This window comes from Aeromonas sp. R2-3 (assembly GCF_040908375.1).
Lineage (GTDB): Bacteria > Pseudomonadota > Gammaproteobacteria > Enterobacterales > Aeromonadaceae > Aeromonas > Aeromonas veronii.
In genome coordinates this window covers 84,952-106,337 of sequence record NZ_JBFODP010000004.1, presented here as the reverse complement: position 1 = coordinate 106,337, position 21,386 = coordinate 84,952, and the positions used below count along the sequence as shown (strand labels likewise).

Genomic DNA, 21,386 nt, shown 5'->3' with positions numbered 1-21,386 from the left:
TCAGCTACTGCAGGAGAGCTCACCACCGCAATACCATGCCGGAGTCGGGGTGGCGAGATCCTCATATTCGGGTTGTTCATCATAGGGGCGCTGCAAGGCGGTGAACAGCCGCTCAAACGGCTGCATATCCCCTGCGTCGGCGGCATCTATCACCTGCTGGGCCAGCGCATTGCGCAGCACATATTTGGGATTGATGGCATCCATCTGCGCCTTGCGCACGGCATCCTCGCTGCCTTCGCGCATCAGCCGCGCCCGATAGCGTTCCAGCCACGCCTGCCAACCCAGCGGTTCAGGCAACAGGGCCAGCAGAGATGCAGGCCACGCCACCTCTTGCGTCACCTCACCGAGACGGCGCAGGAACAGGTGGTAATCCACCTTGTGGGACGCCAGCAACCGGAACAGCTCGCGGAACAGAGCCGGGTCATCCTCCTCCCACACTGCCAGTCCGAGCTTGGCCCGCATCAGCTCGGAGTAGTGCAGCATCAGCTGCTGCTCGTACTGGGCCAACGCTGCAGCCAGCGCATCACCGTCTACATGGCCAGCCAGCGCCTGCGCCAGTTTTTGCAGATTCCAGTAACCGACCGCGGGCTGCTGATCCAGCGCGTAGCGGCCCGCCGGATCCGAGTGGTTGCAGACAAAATCGGGCACGTAAGCATCGATAAAGCCGTATGGCCCGTAATCCAGCGTCAAGCCGAGCAGCGACATGTTATCGGTGTTCATTACCCCGTGACAGAAGCCCGCCGCCTGCCATTTGGCAATCAGCCGCGCGGTGCGGCGCACTACCTCGGTAAACAGTTCGGCACCACTCTCCTGTTCGGGGAAATGGTGGCGCAGCATATAGTCAATGAGATGCGGGATCTTCTCTCCCTGCCCGCTCCAGGCGAAATACTCGATATGACCGAAGCGCAGATGGCTGGGGGCGGTGCGCAGCACAGTCGCCCCTGTCTCAACCTGCTCGCGATAAACAGGCTCCTGACTGCCCACCAGCACCAGCGCTCGCGTGGTCGGGATGCCGAGAGCATGGAGCGCCTCGGAGGCAAGATATTCGCGAATGCTGGAGCGCAGCACGGCGCGGCCGTCACCAAAACGGGAGAACTGGGTTTTACCCGCCCCCTTCAGGTGCAGATCCCAGCGCTGACCATCCGGCGCCTGCTGCTCACCCAGCAGCAGCGCCCGACCATCCCCGAGCCGGGGGCTATAACCCCCGAACTGATGGCCCGCATAGACCTGAGCTACCGGCTGCATGCCTGGCAGCACTTTTCCCTCGCCACAACAGGCGATCCAGTCAGCCTCGCTGACGCCTCCCAACCCCAACTCATCCAGCAAAGCCCGGTTGAGATGAAGCAACCGGGGCTGCTGCAGCGGCTGGGGGACCACGGGTTCACAGGCCCAGGGCAACTCGGTCGCAAAAGTGTTGATCAACTTCATGGTTGTGCCATTCGTCCCTGCGTATGCTCGTGTCACTCTTTATACTGCCGTCAGCCATGCTTGTGCTCACTGGCAACCATCATTTTTCAATTCAAGGAGAAGAAGATGCAAAAATGGGTATATGCCCTGCCCTTGCTGGCACTGGCGTGGGGTCATCAGGCCAAGGCTGCCGATATTGAAGCCGGCAAAGCCAAGGCAGCGGTCTGTGCCGCCTGTCACGGCGTGGAAGGCAAGGCGATGATCCCCAACTATCCCCATCTGGCGGGTCAGAATGCCGCCTATCTGGTGAAACAGTTGAAAGCGTTCAAGGATGGCACCCGCAAAGAGCCCTTGATGGACCCCTTCATGGCGCCGCTGACCGATGCGGATATCGACAATCTGGCCGCCTTCTACGCCAGCCTGAAATAACCTCGCGTCTGACCCCAGGTTCTTCCGAGCCGCGCTTACCGTGGTCGATTAGGCTGCCTAATCGACCCTAACGACGGCAGTAGTCGATGATCAGGTCCATAAAGGCTTCGCCGAAGCGCTCCAGCTTGCGGTGCCCGACACCGTTGATTGCCAGCATCTCGTCTTCGGTCATCGGCATCAGTTGAGCCATCTCCACCAGGGTCGCATCGTTGAACACCACGTAGGGCGGCACCTCTTCGTCCTCGGCAATCTGCTTGCGCAGGCCGCGTAGCTCCTTGAACAACCGTTTGTCGTAGTTGGCGTTATCAAGCAGACCGTTGCGCTTCTCCTTGCGGCTGGAGATAGGCTGCAGGCGGGGTACCGCCAGTTCCAGCTTCACCTCGCCACGCAGTACGGGGCGGGCCGCTTCGGTCAGCTGCAGCACCAGATTGCGAGTGATGTTCTGGGTCAGCAGCCCCTTGTGGATCAGCTGGCGGATCACGCTCATCCAGTATTCGTGGCTCTGATCCTTGCCGATGCCATAGGTCGACAGCTTGTCGTGGCCGTGATCCTTGATGCGCTGGTTGAGGGAACCACGCAGCACCTCCACCACATAGCCCACCCCGAAATTCTGCCCCACCCGCCAGACGCAGGAGAGCGCCTTCTGGGCATCTTCGGTACCGTCATAACTTTTGGGCGGATCGAGGCAGATATCGCAGTTGCCGCACGGCTTGTCGTTGTACTCGCCGAAGTAGTTGAGCAGCACCTGACGGCGGCAGGTTTGCGCCTCGGCAAACGCCGCCATCACGTTGAGCTTGTACTGCTCCACCTGCAACTGCTGGGGATTCTCGATGTTGTCGAGCAGGCGGCGCACCCGACCGATGTCGGCAGGATCGTAGAGCAGCAACGCCTCGGCGGGAGTCCCATCACGCCCGGCGCGACCGGTCTCCTGATAGTAGGATTCGATGTTCTTCGGGATGTCGTAGTGGACCACGAAGCGCACATTGGGCTTGTCGATGCCCATGCCGAACGCCACCGTCGCCACCACTATCTCGATGTCATCCTTGAGGAAGGCATCCTGCGTCTGCTGGCGCTGCTCGAGTGGCAGACCGGCATGATAGGGCGCCGCCTTGCAACCGTGGCGGGATAGCCGCTCGGCCACCTCCTCCACCCGGTTGCGGCTGGAGCAGTAGACGATGCCGCAGTTGCCCTTCTGGCTCTGCACGTAGCGCAGCAGCTGCTCAGCCGCCTTGAACTTCTCCACCAGGCTGTAGCGGATATTGGGACGATCGAAGCTGGCGGTGTGGATGAAGGGATCGTTCAGCTCTAGGCGGTGCAGCATGTCGCTGCGGGTCGCCTCGTCGGCGGTGGCGGTCAGCGCCACCACCGGCACCTGCGGGAACCACTGTTTTAGCCGCCCCAGCGCCGCATACTCAGGCCGGAAATCGTGGCCCCACTGGGAGACGCAGTGCGCCTCGTCGATGGCAAACAACCCGAGCGGCAGCTCGGCTAGCCGATCCATAAACTCGTGCTGCAACAGTCGCTCGGGGGAGACATAGACCAGCTTGATCTCACCGCGACGCATGGCGGCGAAGTTCTGGATCATCTCCTCCCGACTGAGGGCCGAGTTGATGTAGACCGCCGCTACACCGTTGGCGCGCAGGCTGTCGACCTGATCCTTCATCAGCGAAATAAGGGGAGAGACCACCACACCGAGCCCGGGCCGCAGCAGTGCCGGGATCTGGTAGCAGAGCGACTTGCCGCCACCGGTGGGCTTGAGGACTAGCGCATCGCGCCCCGCAACGATCTGCTCGATGATCTCGAGCTGACCCGGCCGAAACTGCTGATAGCCGAAGACCGCCTGCAGCAAGGCAAGCGGACTCTCTGGCTGAGGATCTGGCAGGGTTTCGGCAATCGCGGTCATGGGCTCTCCTTTGGGGTCGCCATTCTAAAGCAGCCGCCGCCCACAATAAACCTGCCATTGCGACTGTTAAGGAGCTGTTGCAGACTGGATGGAGTTTTTACTCGGCTTTGATGACAAGGATTGGGATCAGAGAATGAAACAGATGCTCAAGAAGATGGCGCTCAGTGGCATTGCCAACCTGTTTGCCGAGAAGATGCCATTCAACAAGCTGATCGGCATGCAGGTGACCCACTACGACTTCGACAAGGTGGAGTTGCGCATCAAGATGGACGAGAAGCTGATCGGCAACCCCTTCCACAACATCCTGCACGGCGGCGTCACCGCCACGCTGCTGGATGTGGCGGGCGGCATGATAGTCGCGGCCTCCTGCATCGACGATCTGGAAGATTTCTCCCCCAGTTATCTCAAGGAGCGATTCTCCCGCCTCGGCACCATAGATCTGCGGGTGGACTATCTGCGCCCGGGGCGCGGCAACGAGTTTATCGCCACCGCCCACATCATCCGGGCTGGCAGCAAGGTCGCCGTCGCCCGGATGGAGCTGCACAACGAAGAGGGCACCCACATCGCCTTCGGCACCGGAACCTATCTGGTGGGTTGAACCAAGTTAGTGCATAAAAACCACGCGGCTAATCCACTTTTAATCATTAGATTCCTTACCCCCTCTGGCCGAACAAGGTCCATACTGATAGTCGGGATTGTGTGCAGAGGGAGGATTGCAGGCGATGAGTGCGAAACTGGCCATCAAACCATCCAGAGCCTTGTTGACACAGCTCGAGTCCATGCTCGACGAGGTGCAGACACCCGAGTGTCGCCACTGGTTGGAACAGGAGCTTGAGGGGTATTCTCTCTCCTCACCCCTGCCTTGGTATCGCATCGTACCCTGTCGGCAACGCGGTCACTTTCTGGATCTGAAAACGGGAAAATATTTGACCTGTCACATCAACAGTCAAACGCTATGCCAACGCGATCTGGCCCAAATTCAGTTCATTTATGCCCGTGAACCCGCCGCCCACTATTTGCTGCAACGCAATTCCGGTATTGAACCCTGGCCAGAACAGCTGCTGGAAGATTATCAGGAGCAGTTGATCCCCGGCCATCTATGCCTGCAAGCCTGGCATGAGCCCGTTATTTCATTACGTGCACAACTGATGGAGGGAATAGAACATTTCATTAGTGAGTACCCCAAGCACGCGGCCTTGCTGCCTCAACACAGTTTCAAGGCTTTGCGGCATCAGCACTGGCATATCTGAGTAAGCGCCTGGCGCGCAAGGAGGGCACCATAGACAAGACCCATAGCGAGATTGCCACAATCTAGAGTGCCGGAGTCAGGATCAGACTCCACCGATGGGCCACCGAGCGGTGGCCCTTTTAATGTCCGTGGTCTTACTTCGACTCTGCATACATGCATACAGCAGGTCAGATCACTTGGCCAGGTAACAGGTCAGCAGCTAAAAAAAATTAGGAAAACAGGAAGGATAAAAGCAAAAAGGCCGCTCTATTGAGCGGCCTTTTCAAATTTGGTCGGTGTGAGAGGATTCGAACCTCCGACCCCTTCGTCCCGAACGAAGTGCGCTACCAAGCTGCGCTACACACCGATGTCTGCGGGACGGAAATTTACCGAAAGCCCAGACTCGACACAAGCCTTTTTTGCGTTTGGCAGGAAAAAAAGTGCCATTTGCTCAACTATTCAGCACTTTTTTCACCCGTTTACCGGACTGCAGCCAGCAGGTGACATTCCGGTAACCGGCCGTCAGGCCAGGCGCAGGGATGCTGGCCCCAGCAGACGGCGCTGCCAGTCAGCCACAGTGCCATGCTCTAGCCAGTCTGCTGCATGCTGGCGCCAGTTGGGGGAGAGGGCCGGATTCTCCAGCAACATCAGCAGATCCGCTTCATTGCGCACCTGATTGAACAGAATGTCCGCCGTGCGCTTCACCGTCAGTTCGGGATAGGGTCTGTCTATCAGCTCCATGGCCGTGTCAGGCGCGATCATGCCCTCCTCCAGCACCCGCAGCAACCAGCCACAGCGGCCACCCAGCTGCATCACCTGCGACATCTGGCCATAGCCAAAGCGCTGGTTGAGCTTGAAACAGGGGGATCTCGGCTGGCTGATCTGGATCAGTGACTCACCGAGCCGATAGACATCGCCGATGCAGGCTTGCGCCTCGGTCAGCCCGATACCGGAGAGGTTCTCGCCAAAGGCGGCAGGTTGCCAGGGTGTACGTGGCGCAGGCAAGCCCAGTGCGGTTTGCCAGGTCTGCCACCAGAGATAGTGATCGGCAGGATAGTAGTGGAGCGCCCGATCCGGGCCACCGTGGTGGCGCAGGTCACACTGATCATCCCCTTCCAGACCGGCAAAGGTACAGCGAACTGGTGCAGAGATCGGTTGCTTGTGAATAGCGCTGGTGAGGCCGGGCACCAGCTCGGTGCCACGACCGCTAAAAAGAGAGACCCGCATACTCATCCTCCAGGTTGACGAGAGTAGGCGGATCTTATCATGGCGTCAGACCACGGCCTGCATCTGGGTGGTCATGGCGATCTCGGCACGACGGCGCTTCTCTGCCTTGGCCATCAGATACCAGCTGCCGAAGGTAAAGAGCGATACCGACAACAGGATCAGGCTGGCCACCGCGTTGATCTCGGGTTTCACCCCGAGCCGTACCGCCGAGAAGACCTCCATCGGCAAGGTAGTGGAGCCCGGGCCGGAGACGAAGCTAGCCAGCACCAGATCATCCAGCGACAGGGCGAACGACATCATGCCGCCTGCTGCCAGCGAGGGGGCGATCATCGGGATAGTGATCAGGAAGAACACCTTCCACGGCTTGGCGCCGAGATCCATTGCCGCCTCCTCGATGGAGAGATCCAGCTCCCGCAACCGCGCCGACACCACGATCGCCACGTAGGCGGTACAGAAGGTGGTGTGGGCGATCCAGATGGTCAGCATGCCCCGCTCGGCGGGCCAGCCCACCAGCTGGGCCATCGCCACGAATAGCAGCAGCAGCGACAGACCGGTGATCACCTCGGGCATCACCAGCGGCGCCGTCACCATGCCACCGAACAGGGTGCGACCACGGAAGTGGGGAATACGGGTCAGCACGAAGGCCGCCACCGTCCCCAGCGCCACCGCGGCGATCGCGGTGTAGAAGGCGATCTCCAGCGAGCGGAACACAGACCCGATCAGCTGCTTGTTGTCGAGCAGGCCGAAGTACCACTTGAGCGACCAGCCACCCCACACCGTCACCAGCTTGGAGGCGTTGAAGGAGTAGATCACCATGATGATCATGGGCAGGTAGATAAACAGCAGCCCCAGCCAGAGCATCAGCTTGGCAAAACCGAAACGTCTCATCATGCCTTGCCCTCCAGCTCTTTGGCCTGGTTACGGTTGAAGAGGATGATCGGAATGATCAGCACCGCCAGCATCACCACCGCCAGTGCAGAGGCTACCGGCCAGTCGCGGTTGTTGAAGAACTCCTGCCACAGCACCTTGCCGATCATCAGGGTCTCCGGGCCGCCCAGCATTTCCGGAATAACGAACTCCCCCACCACCGGAATGAACACCAGCATGCAGCCGGCGATAATGCCGTTTTTGGAGAGCGGCACCGTGATCTGCCAGAAACGGGTCAGGTTGCGGGCCCCCAGGTCGGAAGCAGCCTCCAGCAGGCTCTGATCGTGTTTGACCAGATTGGCGTAGAGCGGCAGCACCATGAAGGGCAGGTAGGAGTAAACGATGCCGATATAGACCGCCAGGTTGGTGTTGAGGATCTGCAGCGGTTCGTCGATCACCCCGATCCCCAGCAAAACGCTGTTGAGCAGGCCGTTGTTGCTGAGGATCCCCATCCACGCATAGACCCGGATCAGAATGGCGGTCCAGGTCGGCATCATGATCAGCAGCAGCAGAACGGTCTGGGTCTCCTTGTTGGCCCGAGCGATGGAGTAGGCCATCGGATAGCCAATCAGCAGGCAGAGCAAAGTGCTGATGAAGGCCATCTTGAGGGAGCCGAGATAGGCCGCGATATAGAGCTCATCCTCCTGCAGCAGCAGGTAGTTGCCCATGTTGAGCAGGATGGTGAGCTGATTGTCGGCCCAGCTCACCACATCGGTGTAGGGCGGGATCGCCACATCCGCTTCCGCAAAACTGATCTTCACCACGATGACGAAGGGCAGCAGGAAGAAGAGGAACAGCCAGAAGAAGGGGATGCCAATCACCAGTCGGCGCCCCCCGACCCGCTTCAGTCGTTGCAAGAACTTCATGATTGCAGCACCACGCCGCTGTCATCTTCCCAGTAGAGGAACACCTGGTCATCCCAGGTTGGCCGCTTGCCGTGGCGTTCGGCATTGGCGATGAAAGCCTGAACGATTTTGCCCGAGGGCAGCTGGATGTGATAAACCGAGTGACCGCCCAGATAAGCGATGTCATAGACCTCACCCTTGGTCCAGTTGAAATCCGGGTGCTCGATCTCCTCCGGCTTTTGCAGACTCATCAGCAGTTTTTCCGGCCGCAGGGCATAGGTCACCTTCTTGTTCTCGGCGCGGGAGCTGATGCCGTGGCCCACATAGATGGGCTGCTCCAGGTCGGCGCAGGCGATGGTGGCGTGGTCCTGCTCATCCTCCACCAGCAGGCCGTCAAACAGGTTGACGTTGCCGATAAATTCGCACACCAGCCGACTGGCCGGAGTCTCGTAGATATCCATCGGGCTGCCGATCTGCTCGATGCAACCGAGGTGCATGATGGCGATCCGCTCCGCCATGGTCATGGCCTCTTCCTGATCGTGAGTCACCATGACACAGGTCACCCCGACCCGCTCGATGATCTCAACCAGCTCCAGCTGCATCTTGGAACGCAGCTTCTTGTCGAGCGCCCCCATGGGTTCATCCAGCAGCAACAGTTTGGGACGCTTGGCTAGCGAGCGAGCCAACGCCACCCGCTGGCGCTGGCCACCGGAGAGCTGATGCGGTTTGCGGCGGGCATACTGGGTCATCTGCACCAGCTTGAGCATCTCCTCCACCCGGGCATCGATCTCGGCCTTGGGCAGGCCATCCTGCTTGAGGCCAAAGGCGATGTTCTGGGCCACCGTCATATGGGGGAACAGGGCGTAGGACTGGAACATCATGTTGATGGGGCGTTCATAGGGGGGCATGTCGGTGATGTCGACCCCGTCGAGGAACAGCCGCCCCTCGGTCGGGCGTTCGAAACCGGCCAGCATCCGCAGCAGGGTCGATTTGCCGGAACCGGAGCCACCGAGCAGGGCGAAAATCTCTCCCTTGTGAATATTGAGAGATACGTTATCGACCGCCAGCGTTTCGTCGAACTGCTTGCTTACCCGATCAATTTTCACCAGCACTTCTTTGCGCTGCTGACTGCCCTCGAGGGCTTTCTTGTAGGCACTGGAGGCTATCGCCATTACCAAACTCCCCAACGTGATACCGGCCTTGCAGCCGATCCATAAAAGCGATTTGGCGCCCCCGAACGGGCACCAAGGTTAGGTACCGGACTTGATCTTGGTCCAACTCCGGGTGATTAGACGCTGTACGGAGCGGGGATGTGCTTCCTGCACATAGAGTCGCTCCAGCACGGCCTGAGGGGGATAAACCTCCTCATTGTTGCGCACCGCCTCATCCATAAACTCGCCCGCCCTTGAGTTGGGATTCGCGTAGCCCACATAGTCGCTGACCTTGGCGATCACTTCGGGCTGCAGGACGTAGTTGATGAGGGCGTGCGCCTCTTTGACATTGGTGGCATCGGACGGGATCGCCATCATGTCGAACCAGAGATTGCCCCCCTCTTTCGGAATGCTGTAGGCAATTTTCACCCCCTTGCCAGCTTCATCGGCGCGGGCAGCGGCTTGCAGGATGTCGCCGGAAAAACCGGCTGCCACGCAGATGTCGCCATTGGCGAGATCGCCGATGTATTTGGAGGAGTGGAAGTAGGCCACATAGGGCCGTACCTTGAGCAGCAGCGCCTCGGCCTGCTTGATATCCCCCGTCGCATGACTGTTGGGATCGAGCCCGAGGTAGTTGAGGGCAGCAGGGATCATCTCGTCGGCAGAGTCGAGGAAGGCGACGCCGCAGCGAGAGAGTTTCGCCATATTTTCCGGTTCGAAGATGGTGGCCCAGGAGTCAATCTTGTCGACCCCCAGCACCGCCTTGATTTTGTCGACGTTGTAGCCAATGCCGTTGGTCCCCCACAGATAGGGCACCGCGTACTGATGACCCGGATCCACCTTGTCGAGCTGCTTGAGCAGCACGGGATCCAGGTTGGCCAGATTGGGCAGCAGGGATTTATCCAGCTTCTGGAAGGCTCCCGCCTTAATCTGCTTGGCCAGGAAATTATTGGAGGGCACCACCAGATCGTAACCGGTCCGCCCCGTCAGCAACTTGCCTTCCAGGGTCTCGTTGGAGTCAAACACGTCATAGACGGTCTTGATCCCGGTCGCCTGCTGGAAATCGCTGAGGGTGGTCTCGCCGATATAGTCAGACCAGTTGTAGAAGTGCAGCACAGGGGCAGCCTGGGCCACATTCGCCAATCCCATGGTCAGCGCTATGGTTAGCAATCTGGTTGTATTCACGGTGTCAGTTCTCCTGTTTCAGTGGTTGACCGTCTGCGCATCCATTCGCGCGGCCCATCCGGATGGATGGCATCACTACCCTCCCGGCCGAACTGCGGACCGGGAGGGGCATTCGTTACTTACTTGCCGGACTTGATCTTGGTCCAGCTGCGGGTCATCAGACGCTGCACCTTGGCCGGCAGATCCGGGAAGGTGTAGATCTTCTGCAGGGTCGCCGCATCGGGGTAGATACCCGGATCGGTGCGGATCGCCTCATCCACCAGCGGGGTCGCAGCCTTGTTGCCGTTCGGGAACTGCACCACGTTGGTGATGTTGGCGATCACCTCGGGCTTCATCAGATAGTTGATGAAGGTGTGGGCCGCCTCGACGTTCTTGGCATCCGCCGGAATGGCGATCATGTCAAAGAAGCTGCCTGCCCCCTCTTTCGGAATGGTGTAGGTGAGCGCTACGCCATTCTTGGCCTCGGCTGCCCGCGCCTTGGACTGCTGCAAGTCACCGGAGTAACCGACCGCTACGCAAAGGTTGCCGTTGGCCAGATCCGAGATGTACTTGGAGGAGTGGAAATAGGCGGTATAGGGACGGATGGAGAGGAACAGCTCCTCAGCCTTCTTCAACTCGGCCGGTTTCTGGCTATCCGGTTTGAAGCCCAGATATTGCAGGGCAGCCGGCAGCATTTCGGTCGGTGAATCGAGGAAGGAGACGCCACACTCTTTCAACTTGGCCATGTTCTCCGGCTTGAACACCAGATCCCAGGAGTTGACCGGGGCATCGGCCCCCAGCACGGCTTTCACCTTCTCGGCGTTGTAGGCATAGCCGATGGTGCCCCACAAATAGGGGATGGAGTACTGGTTGCCCGGATCGCTCGGCTCGAGCGCCTTGAGCAGGTCGACATCCATGTTTTGCCAGTTGGAGAGCTTGGACTTGTCCAGTTTCTGGAACACGCCCGCCTTGATCTGCTTGGCCAGGAAGGGGTTGGATGGCACCACGATATCGTAGCCCGAACTACCCGCCAGCAACTTGGCTTCCAGTACCTCGTTACTGTCGAACACGTCATAGACCACCTTGATCCCCGTCTCCTTCTGGAAGTTATCCAGAGTATCCGGCGCTATGTAGTCGCTCCAGTTGTAGACGTGCAGCACCTTCTCTTCAGCCATTGCTCCGGCACTTGCCATGACCAGAGCCACAGAGGCAGCGATCACTCCTGTTTTGAAAGACATCATCCTTGTCTCCTAAGCAAATTGTATGCGCATGCCAACCTGCCCGACCTGCCTCAACCCTTCAGCTTTGCGGCTGTCAGATCCAGACTGCGCCTGGCCAGATCGACCAATTCATCAACCTGTTCCTCGGTGATGACCAAGGGGGGCGATATGATCATGGTATCGCCTACCGCCCTCATCACCAAGCCATTGTTAAAGCAGAACTCCCGGCAAGTCATCCCCGCATTTGCCTGAGCCGGAAAACGCCGGTTGGTCTGCTTGTCCTCAACGATTTCCAGCGCGGCGACCAATCCTTTGCCTCGGGTTTCTCCCACCAGCGGATGATCGGCCAGCTCCGCCCAGCGGCGCTGCAAATAGGGGCCGATAGTATCATGCACTCGCTTAACTATGCTCTCTTTCTGCATAAGCTGGATATTGGCCACCGCCACGGCGCAAGAGACCGGATGGCCCGAGTAGGTGAAGCCGTGGTTGAACTCGCCCCCCTCCTCCACCAGCCCCTTGGCAACCCGGTCACTCACCATCACAGCGCCGAGCGGCAGATAACCGGAGGTGATCCCCTTGGCCAGACACATCAGGTCCGGCTTGATGCCAAACCCTTCGCTGGCAAACCAGTGGCCGGTGCGGCCAAAGCCGCAGATCACCTCGTCGGCGATCAGCAAAATGCCGTAGTGATCGCAGATGCGCTGGATCTCCGGCCAGTAGCTGTCAGGCGGAATGATGACGCCGCCCGCCCCCTGGATCGGCTCGCCGATAAAGGCAGCCACCTTGTCCACCCCCAGCTCCAGAATCTTCTGCTCCAGCTGACGGGCCCGCTCCAGCCCGAAGTCGTGGGCGCTAATCCCCTGCCCCTCACCGAAGTGGTAAGGCTGATCGATGTGCACTATGCCGGGAATGGGCAGACCACCCTGGGCATGCATCCCCTTCATGCCGCCCAGGCTCGCCCCCGCCACGGTAGAACCGTGGTAGGCGTTGTGGCGACTGATGATCACCTGTTTGTCAGGCTGACCCTTGCTGGCCCAGTAGTGGCGCACCATCCGCAGCACGGTGTCGTTGCACTCGGAGCCGGAGCCGGTGAAGAAGACGTGGTTGAGATGGGCTGGCGTCACCTCGGCCAGCAGGGTCGCCAGCTCGATCACCGGCGGGTGAGCGGTCTGGAAGAAGAGGTTGTAGTAGGGCAACTGCTGCATCTGGCGGGTAGCGGCATCCACCAGCTCCTGGCGGCCATAGCCCATATTGACGCACCACAGCCCCGCCATGCCGTCGAGAATGCGTTTGCCCTCGGAATCCTCCAGATAGACGCCGCTGGCTTTGGTAATAATGCGCGAACCCTTCTTGTTCAGGGCCTGAAAGTCGGTAAAGGGGTGCAGGTGGTGGCTGGCATCCAGTTGTTGCCACTCACGGGTTATCTGCTGCATTTGTTGCTCCTCGGTTCCTTCGATTTGGCAATATTCAGTCGTCAAATAGTCAGGTGGGTAGTCAGGCGGGCTTGCATGCTCGCAGCCACAACCACTCACAGGTGGCTACCGCCACCTGACTCGCGTTCAGGTCTCTTCGATACAGGGATCGGGGAGGCCGACTCCGACCTCCCCGTTACAGGGGGATCAGACGTTCAGCAGCAGGAACTCCCGCTCCCAGCGACTGATCACCCCGAAGTAGGTCTCGTACTCTTTGCGTTTGACCGCGACGAAGGCGCGGGTGAAGCGCTCCCCCAGCATCTCCTTGATGGGCTCGCACTGTTCGAGATGGCTGAGTGCCTCCTCCAGCGAGCGGGGCAGGCTGTAGGGCAGGTCATAGGCGCTCGACTTCATCTCCGGCAGCGGCTCCAGCTTCTCCATCATGCCGAGATAGCCACATGCCAGAGTGGCGGCCAGCGCCAGATAGGGGTTGGCATCGGCACCGGCGAAGCGGTTCTCCACCCGCCGTGCGCTCGGGTCGGAGAAGGGCACCCGCAGGCCACAAGTGCGGTTCTCAACCCCCCACTGGACGTTGCGCGGCGCGCTTTCGCCAAAGGTGAGGCGGCGGTAGGAGTTGACGTTGGGAGCCAGCAGGGCGGTCACCGCCGGGGTGTATTTCTGCAAACCGGCGATAAAGTGCATGAACTGTTCGCTGTTGCCGCCGCTCGAGGTGCCGAACAGGTTGTGGCCGTTCACATCTTCCAGACTCTGGTGGATGTGCATGGCCGACCCCGGTTCGTCGCTCATCGGCTTGGCCATGAAGGTGGCATAGATGCCGTGGCGGTGAGCGGCCTCACGCATGGTGCGCTTGAACAGGAACACCTGATCCGCCAGATCGATGGCATCACCATGCAGGAAGTTGATCTCCATCTGGGCGGCGCCCGACTCGTGGATCAGGGTGTCCACCTCCAGCTCCTGCGCCTCGCAGTAGTCATACATGTCTTCAAAAATGGGGTCGAACTCGTTGACCGCATCGATACTGAACGACTGGCGGGCGGTCTCAGGGCGGCCGTTGCGACCCACCGGCGGCACCAGCGGATAGTCGGGGTCCTCGTTGCGGGTGACCAGATAGAATTCCAGCTCGGGCGCCACCACCGGCTTCCAGCCCTGCTTCTCGTAAAATGACAGAACCCGACGCAGCACGGAGCGCGGCGCGATGTCGATCAGCTTGCCGTTGACGTCGAAACAGTCGTGGATCACCTGTGCAGTGGGCTCCAGCGCCCAGGGGACGAAACGGATGGTGTTGGGGTCGGGATAGAGCTGCATGTCCCGCTCCAGCGGGTCGATCATGCTGTCGTCATCCGGATATTCGCCGGTCACCGTCTGGGTGAAAATCACCTCGGGCAGACGCATGCCCCCTTCGCGCAAAAACTTGTTGGCTGGGATGATCTTGCCCCGGGCGTTGCCGGTGAAATCCGGGAACAGGCACTCCACTTCCGTGATGCGATTACTCTCCATCCAGCCTTTGATACTGTCCATGTTAAACCCCGACTTTACGGTTGCCATTGGCAAGGGTGTCTAATATATGGAACACCCTTGTTATAAAATTGTAATCAACATCACCATAAAAGCCCGCCATCAAGGGCAATGTCAAGCGGGCGTGTTTAAAAAACTATAAATAACGGCGCATATAATGACCAAGGCGGCACCAAATACTAAACACTCAAATCCGTACGAAACCCACCCTTCTCATCGTTGCAAAGGCGATGCCAACAGAGGGTGAAGCAGGCGCCAGATCCCGACCAATCCCCCGCAGGAACGGACCATTTTTTTGCAAGGGCGCACAATCCTTATCCTATTTGCTTTGCTTGGCTGCATTTTTTTGGTACAAGGCCCGCCCTGATTTGCACTCTCTTGCATGAAACAGGTGCAAATCGGGATACAAGGGCTTGGTCTGTAGGCAGACAGCCCCCATAAACAGGGATAATTGGGTTAGTAAACTGACTGGTAGTTAATCGTATGTGTGATTTCATGACTGAAGACCAACTGGCCTTTTACAAGGGGCAGATCGAGCGACAGATCGTCGAGCTCGAAGAGCGCCTGAACTCCCAGGCCAGCCAGGCCATCGCCACCGACACCAACGAGATGGCTGATGAAATTGACCGTGCCAGTATCGAGGAAGCCCGCCGTCTGGAGCTGAACCGCATCGAGCACGACAAGCTGCACCTGCGCAAGCTGCGGGGCGCATTGAAGCGCATCAGCGAAGGGGATTTTGGTTACTGCGAATCTTGCGGTGACGAGATCTCCCTCAAGCGGCTGCATGCCCGTCCGGAATCCCGTTTCTGCGTCGAATGCCAGAGCACCAAGGAATTTAACGATACCCACGTGTTCCGTCGCGTCGCCTGATTCTTCGAAGAACCGTCACCATTCTGGTGCAACAGACGCCAGCAAGGCAGGGCACCGCGCTCAAACCTTGCACAACGCCTCGCAGCAAGATGGTGACAAGTTCTGTTAGACTCCGGACACCTTCCGGAATCTACAGGAGAACAGAGAGTGAAATGGCTCATCAAGCTGTGTTTGTGCCTGCCACTGCTGGCACAAGCACAGGTTCTGACGGTCAAGGTCCCCAGCCGTCCCGTCAACAATCTTGACCAGGAGTACCAGTACAAGCTGCTGGAACTGGCCCTGACCCGCTCCGGGCAACCCTTTCGCATCCAGCCTGTCGAACTCGACCTCAACCAGTTCACCCTCCAGCAGCAGCTGAGCAAGGGCAAGACCATCAACGTCTTCTGGATGGGCACCTCCAGCGCACTCGAATCCTCCCTGATTGCCGTCCCCATTCCGCTGTTTCGCGGGCTGGAAGGATTGCGACTGTCCTTCATCCACGCGGATGCCCAAGAGAAGTTCAACCAGATCAATACCCTGGCCGACCTCAAACAGCTGAAAGCGGCGCAAGGGGTCGGTTGGGCCGATAACAAAATTCTGGAAAATGCGGGCATCCCGACCTTCTCCGGCCGATACAGCAGCCTGTTTCGCCTTATCAACGACGGCGACAAGATCGACTTCTTCCCGCGCGCCCTGGTGGAGATCTTCGCCGAGCGCAGCGAGCTGGTGGCGCAGTATCCCAACCTCGCTATCGAGCAGCATCTGCTGATCCGCTACCCCTTCGCCCAGTTCTTCTTCGTCAGCCCCGAATACCCCAAGCTGGCCAAGGCGATTCAGACCGGGCTGGAGCGGGCCTATGCCGATGGCAGCTTTATGAAGTTCTTCAATGACAACCCCAAGATCCGCGAAGCGCTCGCCAGCGCCAACCTCGATCAGCGGGTCACCATCGCCCTGCCCAATCCGGACATGACCCCGTTGCTAAAATCCATTCCGGCCCAATATTGGGAGTATCCACCGCAGGGATAAGCATCCCGAGCGCCTGACCACGAAGGTCAGGCAGCGAGAACACAGTGCGCCAGGGAGGTGTCATGAAGGGAATGCAGGAGTGGTTTGAGGAGTATGGCCAGAGTCATCGCCATCCGGTCAACGTCGCCATCCACAAGCTGGCGGTACCGGGCATCTATCTCTGCTCGCTGACACTGCTCTGGTGTCTGCCACACGGGCCCTTGCCAGAGCCCCTCAACTGGGCGGCAGTGGCAGCTATTCCGGTGCTGCTGTTCTACCTGCAGCTGTCGTTTTCGCTGTTCGCGGGGATGGCCGGGCTGACCGCACTGGGATTGTGGATCTGCCACCAATGGCAGGGGCCGCTGTTGTGGCCCACCGTGGCAGCGTTCGTGCTGCTCTGGATAGCCCAGTTTGTCGGCCACAAGATCGAGGGCAAACGCCCCTCCTTCCTCGCTGACCTGCAATTTCTGCTGATAGGCCCCGCCTGGGTGCTTGCCAGCCTCTATCGTCGTCTGGGCATCCCCTATTGAGGAGTGCCGGGCCAACAGGAGAGACCATGACACATAACCACACGCGACATAACGCCCTGCGCCGCGCCCTGCCCCTGCTGCTGGGGGCCCTGTTTGCCGGCCCGGCGCTGGCTGACAAGGCTGATACCGTCGGTGAAGTGAGCACCGCCTTCAAGCTGTTTGGCCCCAACCACAAGATCCTGGTGGAGGCGTTCGACGACCCGCGCATCGACGGCGTCGCCTGCTATCTGGCGCGCCCCAAGACCGGCGGCGTCAAAGGCGGGCTGGGACTGGCGGAAGATCCCTCCCACGCCTCCCTGTCGTGCCACCAGACCGGCCCCATCACCCTGCCCGAAAAGCTGAAAGCGGGGGAAGAGGTGTTCGATGTCAGCACTTCACTGGTGTTCAAGGAGCAGAAAGTGGTGCGTTTTTACGACAAGAAACGCAATGCACTGGTTTACCTGACCTACAGCACCAAACTGGTGGATGGTTCGTACAAGAGTGCAGTCAGCGCCGTTCCCATTATGCCGTGGGGACAATAACCAGCCGGTTTGTCCGGTGATAGCTGACCCATTTTGTTGTAATTTGACGACACACACGCTGCGGAGCACATACCATGAAAGTCGCCGTATTCAGTACCAAGAGCTATGACAAAGAGCATTTCAACCAGGCCAACAGCCAGTACGGCTTCGACCTGGAGTTTTTCGATGTGCGGCTGGAGGCCAAAACGGCCCGACTGGCTCACGGCTTCCCGGTGGTGTGTCTGTTCGTCAATGACGATGCCGACCGCGAGGTATTGACCGAACTGGCTGCCAACGGCACCCAGGTGATTGCCCTGCGCTGCGCCGGTTACAACAACGTGGATCTGGCCGCCGCCAAAGAGCTGGGGCTGAAAGTGGTGCGGGTGCCCGCCTACTCCCCCGAGGCGACCGCAGAACACGCCGTCGGCATGATGATGTGCCTCAACCGCCGCATCCATAAGGCTTATCAGCGCACCCGCGACGCCAACTTCTCGCTGGAAGGGCTGGTCGGCTTCAACATGCATGGCAAGACCATTGGCGTCATCGGCACCGGCAAGATCGGTCTGGCCGCCCTGCGCATCCTCAAGGGGTTCGGGGTTCGCCTGCTGGTCAACGATCCTTACCAGAATCCGGCAGCCATCGAGCTGGGAGCCGAGTACGTGGATCTCGATACCCTGTTCCGCCAATCCGACATCATCAGCCTGCACTGCCCGCTGTTCAAAGAGAACTACCACCTGTTGAACAAGGAGGCGTTCGCCAAGATGAAGGACGGGGTGATGATCATCAACACCAGCCGTGGCGGCCTGCTCGACTCCAACGCCGCCATCGAGGCACTCAAAACCTCCCGTATCGGTGCGCTGGGGCTGGACGTCTACGAAGAGGAAGAGGATCTCTTCTTCTCCGACAAGTCCAACGAAGTGATCACCGATGACGTATTCCGCCGTCTGTCCGCCTGCCACAACGTGCTGTTCACCGGCCATCAGGCGTTCCTGACCCGCGAGGCGCTGCACGCCATCGCCGATACCACCCTCGGCAATATCCGCGCTATCGAGAGCCTGGGCCGCTGCGACAACGAAGTGGAATAAGGGCTAATCCCTTCATCCTGTTCTTCATTGCGGTGCGCCGGGTTGTGAGACCCGGCGCCTTCGGGTAGGCTAGCCCCCCTTTTTTATTCAGGAGTCTGGCGCCCATGTTTATCGGATTTGATTACGGCACCTCCAACTGTGCCGTGGCCGTGATGGAACAAGGTAGCCCCAGGCTGCTGAATCTTGGCGCATCCCGCTATCTCCCCTCCACCCTGCATGCGCCCCACCGGGATGCTATCGCCGGTCTGTTGGCCGAAGGGCTGGCCCCCGCCCAGCAGGCGGAGTACCTCAAGCTGCGTGGCCCCGTGGTCACCCGCGCCCAGATGGTTCGCCGCCAGATGCGCGAAGAGGGACTGATCGACGAGCTGAGCTTTGGCGGGGCCGCGCTGGAGCGCTATCTGGAAGAGCCGGACGACGGCTACTACATCAAGTCGCCGAAATCCTTCCTCGGCGCCTATGGCCTCAAGGCCCCCCAGATCGCACTGTTTGAAGATATCGTCTGCGCCATGATGCTCCACGTCCGCCAGCAGGCGGAGCAGCAGCTCGGTGCCCCGATCCGTCAGGCGGTGATCGGCAGACCGGTCAACTTCCAGGGCCTGGCGGGGGAAGAGAGCAACCAGCAAGCTATCGCCATCCTGACCGAGGCGGCCCGTCTGGCCGGTTTCGAGCAGGTGGAGTTCCTCTATGAGCCGGTGGCAGCCGGGTTTGAATTCGAGGCGCGCCTCACCGAAGATGCCGTGGTACTGGTGGTGGATATCGGCGGCGGTACCACCGACTGCTCCATGCTGCGGATGGGTCCCAGCTACCGCGATCAGCTGGATCGCAGCGGCGATCTGCTCGGCCACAGCGGCCAGCGGATCGGCGGCAACGACTTCGACATCCGTCTGACGGTGGAGGGGATGATGCCGCTGCTCGGCATGCACGAGACCCTCAAGACCGGCAAGCCGCTGCCCCACCCGCTGTTCTGGGATGCGGCCGCCATCAACGACGTCAGCGCCCAGAGCCGCTTCTACAGCCTCGACACCGCCCGCCAGCTGCAGGATCTGCAGCTCGACAGCCAACCCGGCAGCAAGTTGGGGCGTCTGGCCAACCTGCGGGCCCACAAGCTGAGCCACCAGCTGGTATGGCGTGCCGAGCAGGGCAAGATCGCCCTCTCGGAGCAGGAGCTCAATCGCCAGTCGCTGGCCGAGCTGGAAAAAGGGCTGGAAGCCGAACTGACCCGCGAACAGCTGGCCAACGCCTCCGCCCTGCTGCTGGAGAAGATTGGCGAGCTGATGGACGAAGCGATTGCTGCTGCCGGTGTGCAGCCGGATCGCATCTTCGTCACTGGCGGTAGCGCCCGCTCGCCGCTGATCGCCAGCTTTATCCGCCAGAAGCTCCCGTCCATCCCGCTTGAGGGTGGCGATGACTTTGGCTCGGTGGCCGCGGGTCTTGCCCGTTATGCCGAGCGGCTGTTCGCCAACTGAGCCCTGAGGCCGCGTTAATCGATGGCAACATCACCAAGGTGTTGCCATTAAGCGACAGTCGTGCGGGACAAGGGGCGACAGAAGCGGTCGGTCGTCCCCTCTCCCGCCCTGCTCCCGACTGCCCAAAAAGGGTATTCTTGACGCTCCCCCAACCGGAGCCCCCTCATGCCCAGATTGCCCTTTTTGCTGATCCCCCTGTTACTGCTCGCTGGCTGCAGCTCGACCGCCTTTGTTCAGCAAGATCTGCAACACCACCACTGGGTACTGAGCAAACTGAATGGCGAACAGATCAAGGCCCCCCGCGACAATCCTCCCGATTTCGAGATCGGCGAGCACTTCACCGTCAACGGCATCGCCGGTTGCAACCGCTACTTCGGTCAGGGCCATCTGGAAGATGACAAACTGTGGGTCACCAGTCTGGGCAGCACCGAAATGGCCTGCATGCCGCCGCTCGACACTATCGAACAGGCCGTGCTGACCACCCTTACCGAGGGTGCAACCCTGAGCGGCACCAGTCAGAACCTGATCCTGCAGGGCAAACAGCACCGTTTGGAATACACCTTGCGCGACTGGGTGTTCTAGCGCTCACAAAGCCGCATCACAAACAGGAACATGTTGTCCGGCTGTGGCACAATATGAGGCAGAGTTTGCAACGGAGGCTGCCTCAGCCATGTCGATGGATCGCCTGTTTGACAAGATCAAACAACTCCCCACTATTCCCAAGCTGCTGCACGAGTTGATGCAGAGCTTCAACGACGAGAATGCCCGCATCGACGAGATTGCGGCCAAGATCGCCATGGATCAGGTGATCAGCGTCAAGGTGCTGCGGATGGCCAACTCGGCCGCCCTGCGCCGGGGCAACGAAGTGACCTCCATCGAACAGGCGGTGATCCGGCTCGGCTTCAACCGGCTGCGCTCCGTGGTGGTCGCCTCCGGCATCATCGGCACCTTCAAGGCCCCGCCCAGCTTCGACAAGAACAAGTTCTGGACCGAGACCTTCCAGGTCGCCACCATCGCCAAGACCCTGGCGCAGGAGGCCAAGGTGATGGATCCCGAGACCGCCTTCACCTGCGCCCTGATCCACAACATCGGCGAGCTGCTTATCCAGAGCACCTTGCCGGAAGAGGCCGAGCTCATCAACATGGCGATCCAGAACGGCAGCAGCCGGGTCGAGGCACAGCGGGAGATGCTGGGTTACGACTACGCCCAGCTCGGTGCCGAGCTGGCGCGGCGCTGGAACCTCTCCGAGGCCTTCGTCGATGCCATCTCCCAACAGCTTGACCCGCTCTCCCACGATCCGGTCAGCAAGGAGGCGGTGCTGATCCGCCTCGCCGTGTTTATCTCCTTCGCCTGGAACGCGGGCGTGCCTGCCCAGGCCATCATCGCCCGCTTCCCCAAACCGCTCGCCGACCAGTTGGGACTGGATCCCAAGTCGCTGGCAGGCCAGCTCGAAACATTGCATGAACAGGGTAATGCCCTCGCCGATCTTCTGACTCAATAAG

At 59.9% G+C, this 21,386-nt stretch carries 21 protein-coding genes and 1 tRNA gene; 11 read left to right on the top strand and 11 right to left on the bottom strand.

Annotated elements, in window-relative coordinates; translation table 11 throughout:
• The gene (locus AB5Z02_RS01560) at positions 1 to 1,428 is read right to left on the bottom strand and encodes a YdiU family protein (protein ID WP_368215073.1); all 1,428 of its coding nucleotides are present in this window, start codon (positions 1,426 to 1,428) and stop codon (positions 1 to 3) included.
• A gap of 105 nt (positions 1,429 to 1,533) precedes the next feature.
• Here AB5Z02_RS01560 and AB5Z02_RS01555 point away from each other — a divergent pair, with 105 nt between their 5' ends.
• A complete protein-coding gene (locus AB5Z02_RS01555; protein ID WP_005340687.1) occupies positions 1,534 to 1,836 on the top strand; it encodes a cytochrome c in 303 nt (100 codons plus the stop codon).
• 67 nt (positions 1,837 to 1,903) lie between these two features.
• Here the strand turns inward: AB5Z02_RS01555 and recQ are convergent, their stop codons facing one another.
• Complete coding sequence (recQ, locus tag AB5Z02_RS01550; protein WP_042081697.1) at positions 1,904 to 3,739, bottom strand: ATP-dependent DNA helicase RecQ; 1,836 nt, start codon at positions 3,737 to 3,739, stop codon at positions 1,904 to 1,906.
• Positions 3,740 to 3,872: 133 nt separating this feature from the next.
• Here recQ and AB5Z02_RS01545 point away from each other — a divergent pair, with 133 nt between their 5' ends.
• Entirely contained in the window at positions 3,873 to 4,337 is a 465-nt protein-coding gene (locus tag AB5Z02_RS01545; protein WP_199259007.1) for a thioesterase family protein, read from the top strand.
• A gap of 124 nt (positions 4,338 to 4,461) precedes the next feature.
• Positions 4,462 to 4,989, top strand: coding sequence for a hypothetical protein (locus tag AB5Z02_RS01540; protein ID WP_005356927.1), 528 nt, complete (start codon positions 4,462 to 4,464; stop codon positions 4,987 to 4,989).
• Between the two features lie 268 nt (positions 4,990 to 5,257).
• Here the strand turns inward: AB5Z02_RS01540 and AB5Z02_RS01535 are convergent.
• From AB5Z02_RS01535 to AB5Z02_RS01495, 9 genes are all read right to left on the bottom strand, one after another.
• Positions 5,258 to 5,334, bottom strand: a tRNA-Pro gene (locus tag AB5Z02_RS01535).
• A gap of 155 nt (positions 5,335 to 5,489) precedes the next feature.
• Positions 5,490 to 6,194, bottom strand: a complete 705-nt coding sequence (locus tag AB5Z02_RS01530; RefSeq protein WP_244774738.1) for an MOSC domain-containing protein — start codon at positions 6,192 to 6,194, stop codon at positions 5,490 to 5,492.
• 45 nt (positions 6,195 to 6,239) lie between these two features.
• Positions 6,240 to 7,082 (bottom strand): ABC transporter permease subunit, encoded by an 843-nt coding sequence (locus AB5Z02_RS01525; protein WP_120416386.1) that lies wholly within the window; start codon positions 7,080 to 7,082, stop codon positions 6,240 to 6,242.
• Positions 7,082 to 7,987: an ABC transporter permease subunit gene (locus AB5Z02_RS01520; RefSeq protein ID WP_236302176.1), complete on the bottom strand. Its 906-nt coding sequence runs from the start codon at positions 7,985 to 7,987 to the stop codon at positions 7,082 to 7,084. The genes AB5Z02_RS01525 and AB5Z02_RS01520 overlap by 1 nt, the downstream gene beginning before the upstream one ends.
• Positions 7,984 to 9,138 (bottom strand): polyamine ABC transporter ATP-binding protein, encoded by a 1,155-nt coding sequence (gene potA / locus AB5Z02_RS01515; protein WP_005340704.1) that lies wholly within the window; start codon positions 9,136 to 9,138, stop codon positions 7,984 to 7,986. The genes AB5Z02_RS01520 and potA overlap by 4 nt, the downstream gene beginning before the upstream one ends.
• A gap of 78 nt (positions 9,139 to 9,216) precedes the next feature.
• Positions 9,217 to 10,302, bottom strand: coding sequence for a polyamine ABC transporter substrate-binding protein (locus tag AB5Z02_RS01510; RefSeq protein WP_005355476.1), 1,086 nt, complete (start codon positions 10,300 to 10,302; stop codon positions 9,217 to 9,219).
• Between the two features lie 119 nt (positions 10,303 to 10,421).
• Positions 10,422 to 11,519 (bottom strand): extracellular solute-binding protein, encoded by a 1,098-nt coding sequence (locus AB5Z02_RS01505; RefSeq protein WP_005340709.1) that lies wholly within the window; start codon positions 11,517 to 11,519, stop codon positions 10,422 to 10,424.
• Positions 11,520 to 11,572: 53 nt separating this feature from the next.
• Complete coding sequence (locus tag AB5Z02_RS01500; protein ID WP_368215070.1) at positions 11,573 to 12,934, bottom strand: aspartate aminotransferase family protein; 1,362 nt, start codon at positions 12,932 to 12,934, stop codon at positions 11,573 to 11,575.
• Positions 12,935 to 13,120: 186 nt separating this feature from the next.
• Positions 13,121 to 14,452: a glutamine synthetase family protein gene (locus AB5Z02_RS01495; protein ID WP_021230755.1), complete on the bottom strand. Its 1,332-nt coding sequence runs from the start codon at positions 14,450 to 14,452 to the stop codon at positions 13,121 to 13,123.
• 480 nt (positions 14,453 to 14,932) lie between these two features.
• Between AB5Z02_RS01495 and AB5Z02_RS01490 the strand changes: the two genes are divergently transcribed.
• From AB5Z02_RS01490 to AB5Z02_RS01455, 8 genes are all read left to right on the top strand, one after another.
• Positions 14,933 to 15,319 carry a TraR/DksA C4-type zinc finger protein gene (locus tag AB5Z02_RS01490; RefSeq protein WP_005356952.1) on the top strand — a complete coding sequence of 129 codons (387 nt, stop codon included), beginning with the start codon at positions 14,933 to 14,935 and terminating at the stop codon, positions 15,317 to 15,319.
• A 147-nt stretch (positions 15,320 to 15,466) separates the two neighbouring features.
• Positions 15,467 to 16,324, top strand: coding sequence for a hypothetical protein (locus tag AB5Z02_RS01485; RefSeq protein WP_042081792.1), 858 nt, complete (start codon positions 15,467 to 15,469; stop codon positions 16,322 to 16,324).
• Positions 16,325 to 16,386: 62 nt separating this feature from the next.
• Complete coding sequence (locus AB5Z02_RS01480; RefSeq protein ID WP_368215069.1) at positions 16,387 to 16,833, top strand: DUF962 domain-containing protein; 447 nt, start codon at positions 16,387 to 16,389, stop codon at positions 16,831 to 16,833.
• A gap of 26 nt (positions 16,834 to 16,859) precedes the next feature.
• Positions 16,860 to 17,354 (top strand): CreA family protein, encoded by a 495-nt coding sequence (locus AB5Z02_RS01475; protein ID WP_368215067.1) that lies wholly within the window; start codon positions 16,860 to 16,862, stop codon positions 17,352 to 17,354.
• Positions 17,355 to 17,428: 74 nt separating this feature from the next.
• The gene (locus AB5Z02_RS01470; protein ID WP_042081787.1) at positions 17,429 to 18,418 is read left to right on the top strand and encodes a 2-hydroxyacid dehydrogenase; all 990 of its coding nucleotides are present in this window, start codon (positions 17,429 to 17,431) and stop codon (positions 18,416 to 18,418) included.
• Positions 18,419 to 18,522: 104 nt separating this feature from the next.
• On the top strand, positions 18,523 to 19,884 hold the full coding sequence (yegD, locus tag AB5Z02_RS01465) for a molecular chaperone (RefSeq protein ID WP_075116201.1): 1,362 nt from the start codon (positions 18,523 to 18,525) through the stop codon (positions 19,882 to 19,884).
• 165 nt (positions 19,885 to 20,049) lie between these two features.
• Positions 20,050 to 20,466, top strand: a complete 417-nt coding sequence (locus AB5Z02_RS01460; RefSeq protein WP_368215066.1) for an META domain-containing protein — start codon at positions 20,050 to 20,052, stop codon at positions 20,464 to 20,466.
• Positions 20,467 to 20,554: 88 nt separating this feature from the next.
• Complete coding sequence (locus AB5Z02_RS01455; protein ID WP_005355498.1) at positions 20,555 to 21,385, top strand: HDOD domain-containing protein; 831 nt, start codon at positions 20,555 to 20,557, stop codon at positions 21,383 to 21,385.
• Position 21,386 lies beyond the last annotated feature (1 nt).

Excerpts from the sequence above, each read along its gene's own strand:
- AB5Z02_RS01560 (WP_368215073.1), bottom strand. The coding sequence starts at position 1,428 with ATGAAGTTGATCAACACTTTTGCGACCGAGTTGCCCTGGGCCTGTGAA.
- AB5Z02_RS01555 (WP_005340687.1), top strand. The coding sequence starts at position 1,534 with ATGCAAAAATGGGTATATGCCCTGCCCTTGCTGGCACTGGCGTGGGGT.
- recQ (WP_042081697.1), bottom strand. The coding sequence starts at position 3,739 with ATGACCGCGATTGCCGAAACCCTGCCAGATCCTCAGCCAGAGAGTCCG.
- AB5Z02_RS01545 (WP_199259007.1), top strand. The coding sequence starts at position 3,873 with ATGAAACAGATGCTCAAGAAGATGGCGCTCAGTGGCATTGCCAACCTG.
- AB5Z02_RS01540 (WP_005356927.1), top strand. The coding sequence starts at position 4,462 with ATGAGTGCGAAACTGGCCATCAAACCATCCAGAGCCTTGTTGACACAG.
- AB5Z02_RS01530 (WP_244774738.1), bottom strand. The coding sequence starts at position 6,194 with ATGCGGGTCTCTCTTTTTAGCGGTCGTGGCACCGAGCTGGTGCCCGGC.
- AB5Z02_RS01525 (WP_120416386.1), bottom strand. The coding sequence starts at position 7,082 with ATGAGACGTTTCGGTTTTGCCAAGCTGATGCTCTGGCTGGGGCTGCTG.
- AB5Z02_RS01520 (WP_236302176.1), bottom strand. The coding sequence starts at position 7,987 with ATGAAGTTCTTGCAACGACTGAAGCGGGTCGGGGGGCGCCGACTGGTG.
- potA (WP_005340704.1), bottom strand. The coding sequence starts at position 9,138 with ATGGCGATAGCCTCCAGTGCCTACAAGAAAGCCCTCGAGGGCAGTCAG.
- AB5Z02_RS01505 (WP_005340709.1), bottom strand. The coding sequence starts at position 11,519 with ATGTCTTTCAAAACAGGAGTGATCGCTGCCTCTGTGGCTCTGGTCATG.
- AB5Z02_RS01500 (WP_368215070.1), bottom strand. The coding sequence starts at position 12,934 with ATGCAGCAGATAACCCGTGAGTGGCAACAACTGGATGCCAGCCACCAC.
- AB5Z02_RS01495 (WP_021230755.1), bottom strand. The coding sequence starts at position 14,452 with ATGGACAGTATCAAAGGCTGGATGGAGAGTAATCGCATCACGGAAGTG.
- AB5Z02_RS01490 (WP_005356952.1), top strand. The coding sequence starts at position 14,933 with ATGTGTGATTTCATGACTGAAGACCAACTGGCCTTTTACAAGGGGCAG.
- AB5Z02_RS01480 (WP_368215069.1), top strand. The coding sequence starts at position 16,387 with ATGAAGGGAATGCAGGAGTGGTTTGAGGAGTATGGCCAGAGTCATCGC.
- AB5Z02_RS01475 (WP_368215067.1), top strand. The coding sequence starts at position 16,860 with ATGACACATAACCACACGCGACATAACGCCCTGCGCCGCGCCCTGCCC.
- AB5Z02_RS01470 (WP_042081787.1), top strand. The coding sequence starts at position 17,429 with ATGAAAGTCGCCGTATTCAGTACCAAGAGCTATGACAAAGAGCATTTC.
- yegD (WP_075116201.1), top strand. The coding sequence starts at position 18,523 with ATGTTTATCGGATTTGATTACGGCACCTCCAACTGTGCCGTGGCCGTG.
- AB5Z02_RS01460 (WP_368215066.1), top strand. The coding sequence starts at position 20,050 with ATGCCCAGATTGCCCTTTTTGCTGATCCCCCTGTTACTGCTCGCTGGC.
- AB5Z02_RS01455 (WP_005355498.1), top strand. The coding sequence starts at position 20,555 with ATGTCGATGGATCGCCTGTTTGACAAGATCAAACAACTCCCCACTATT.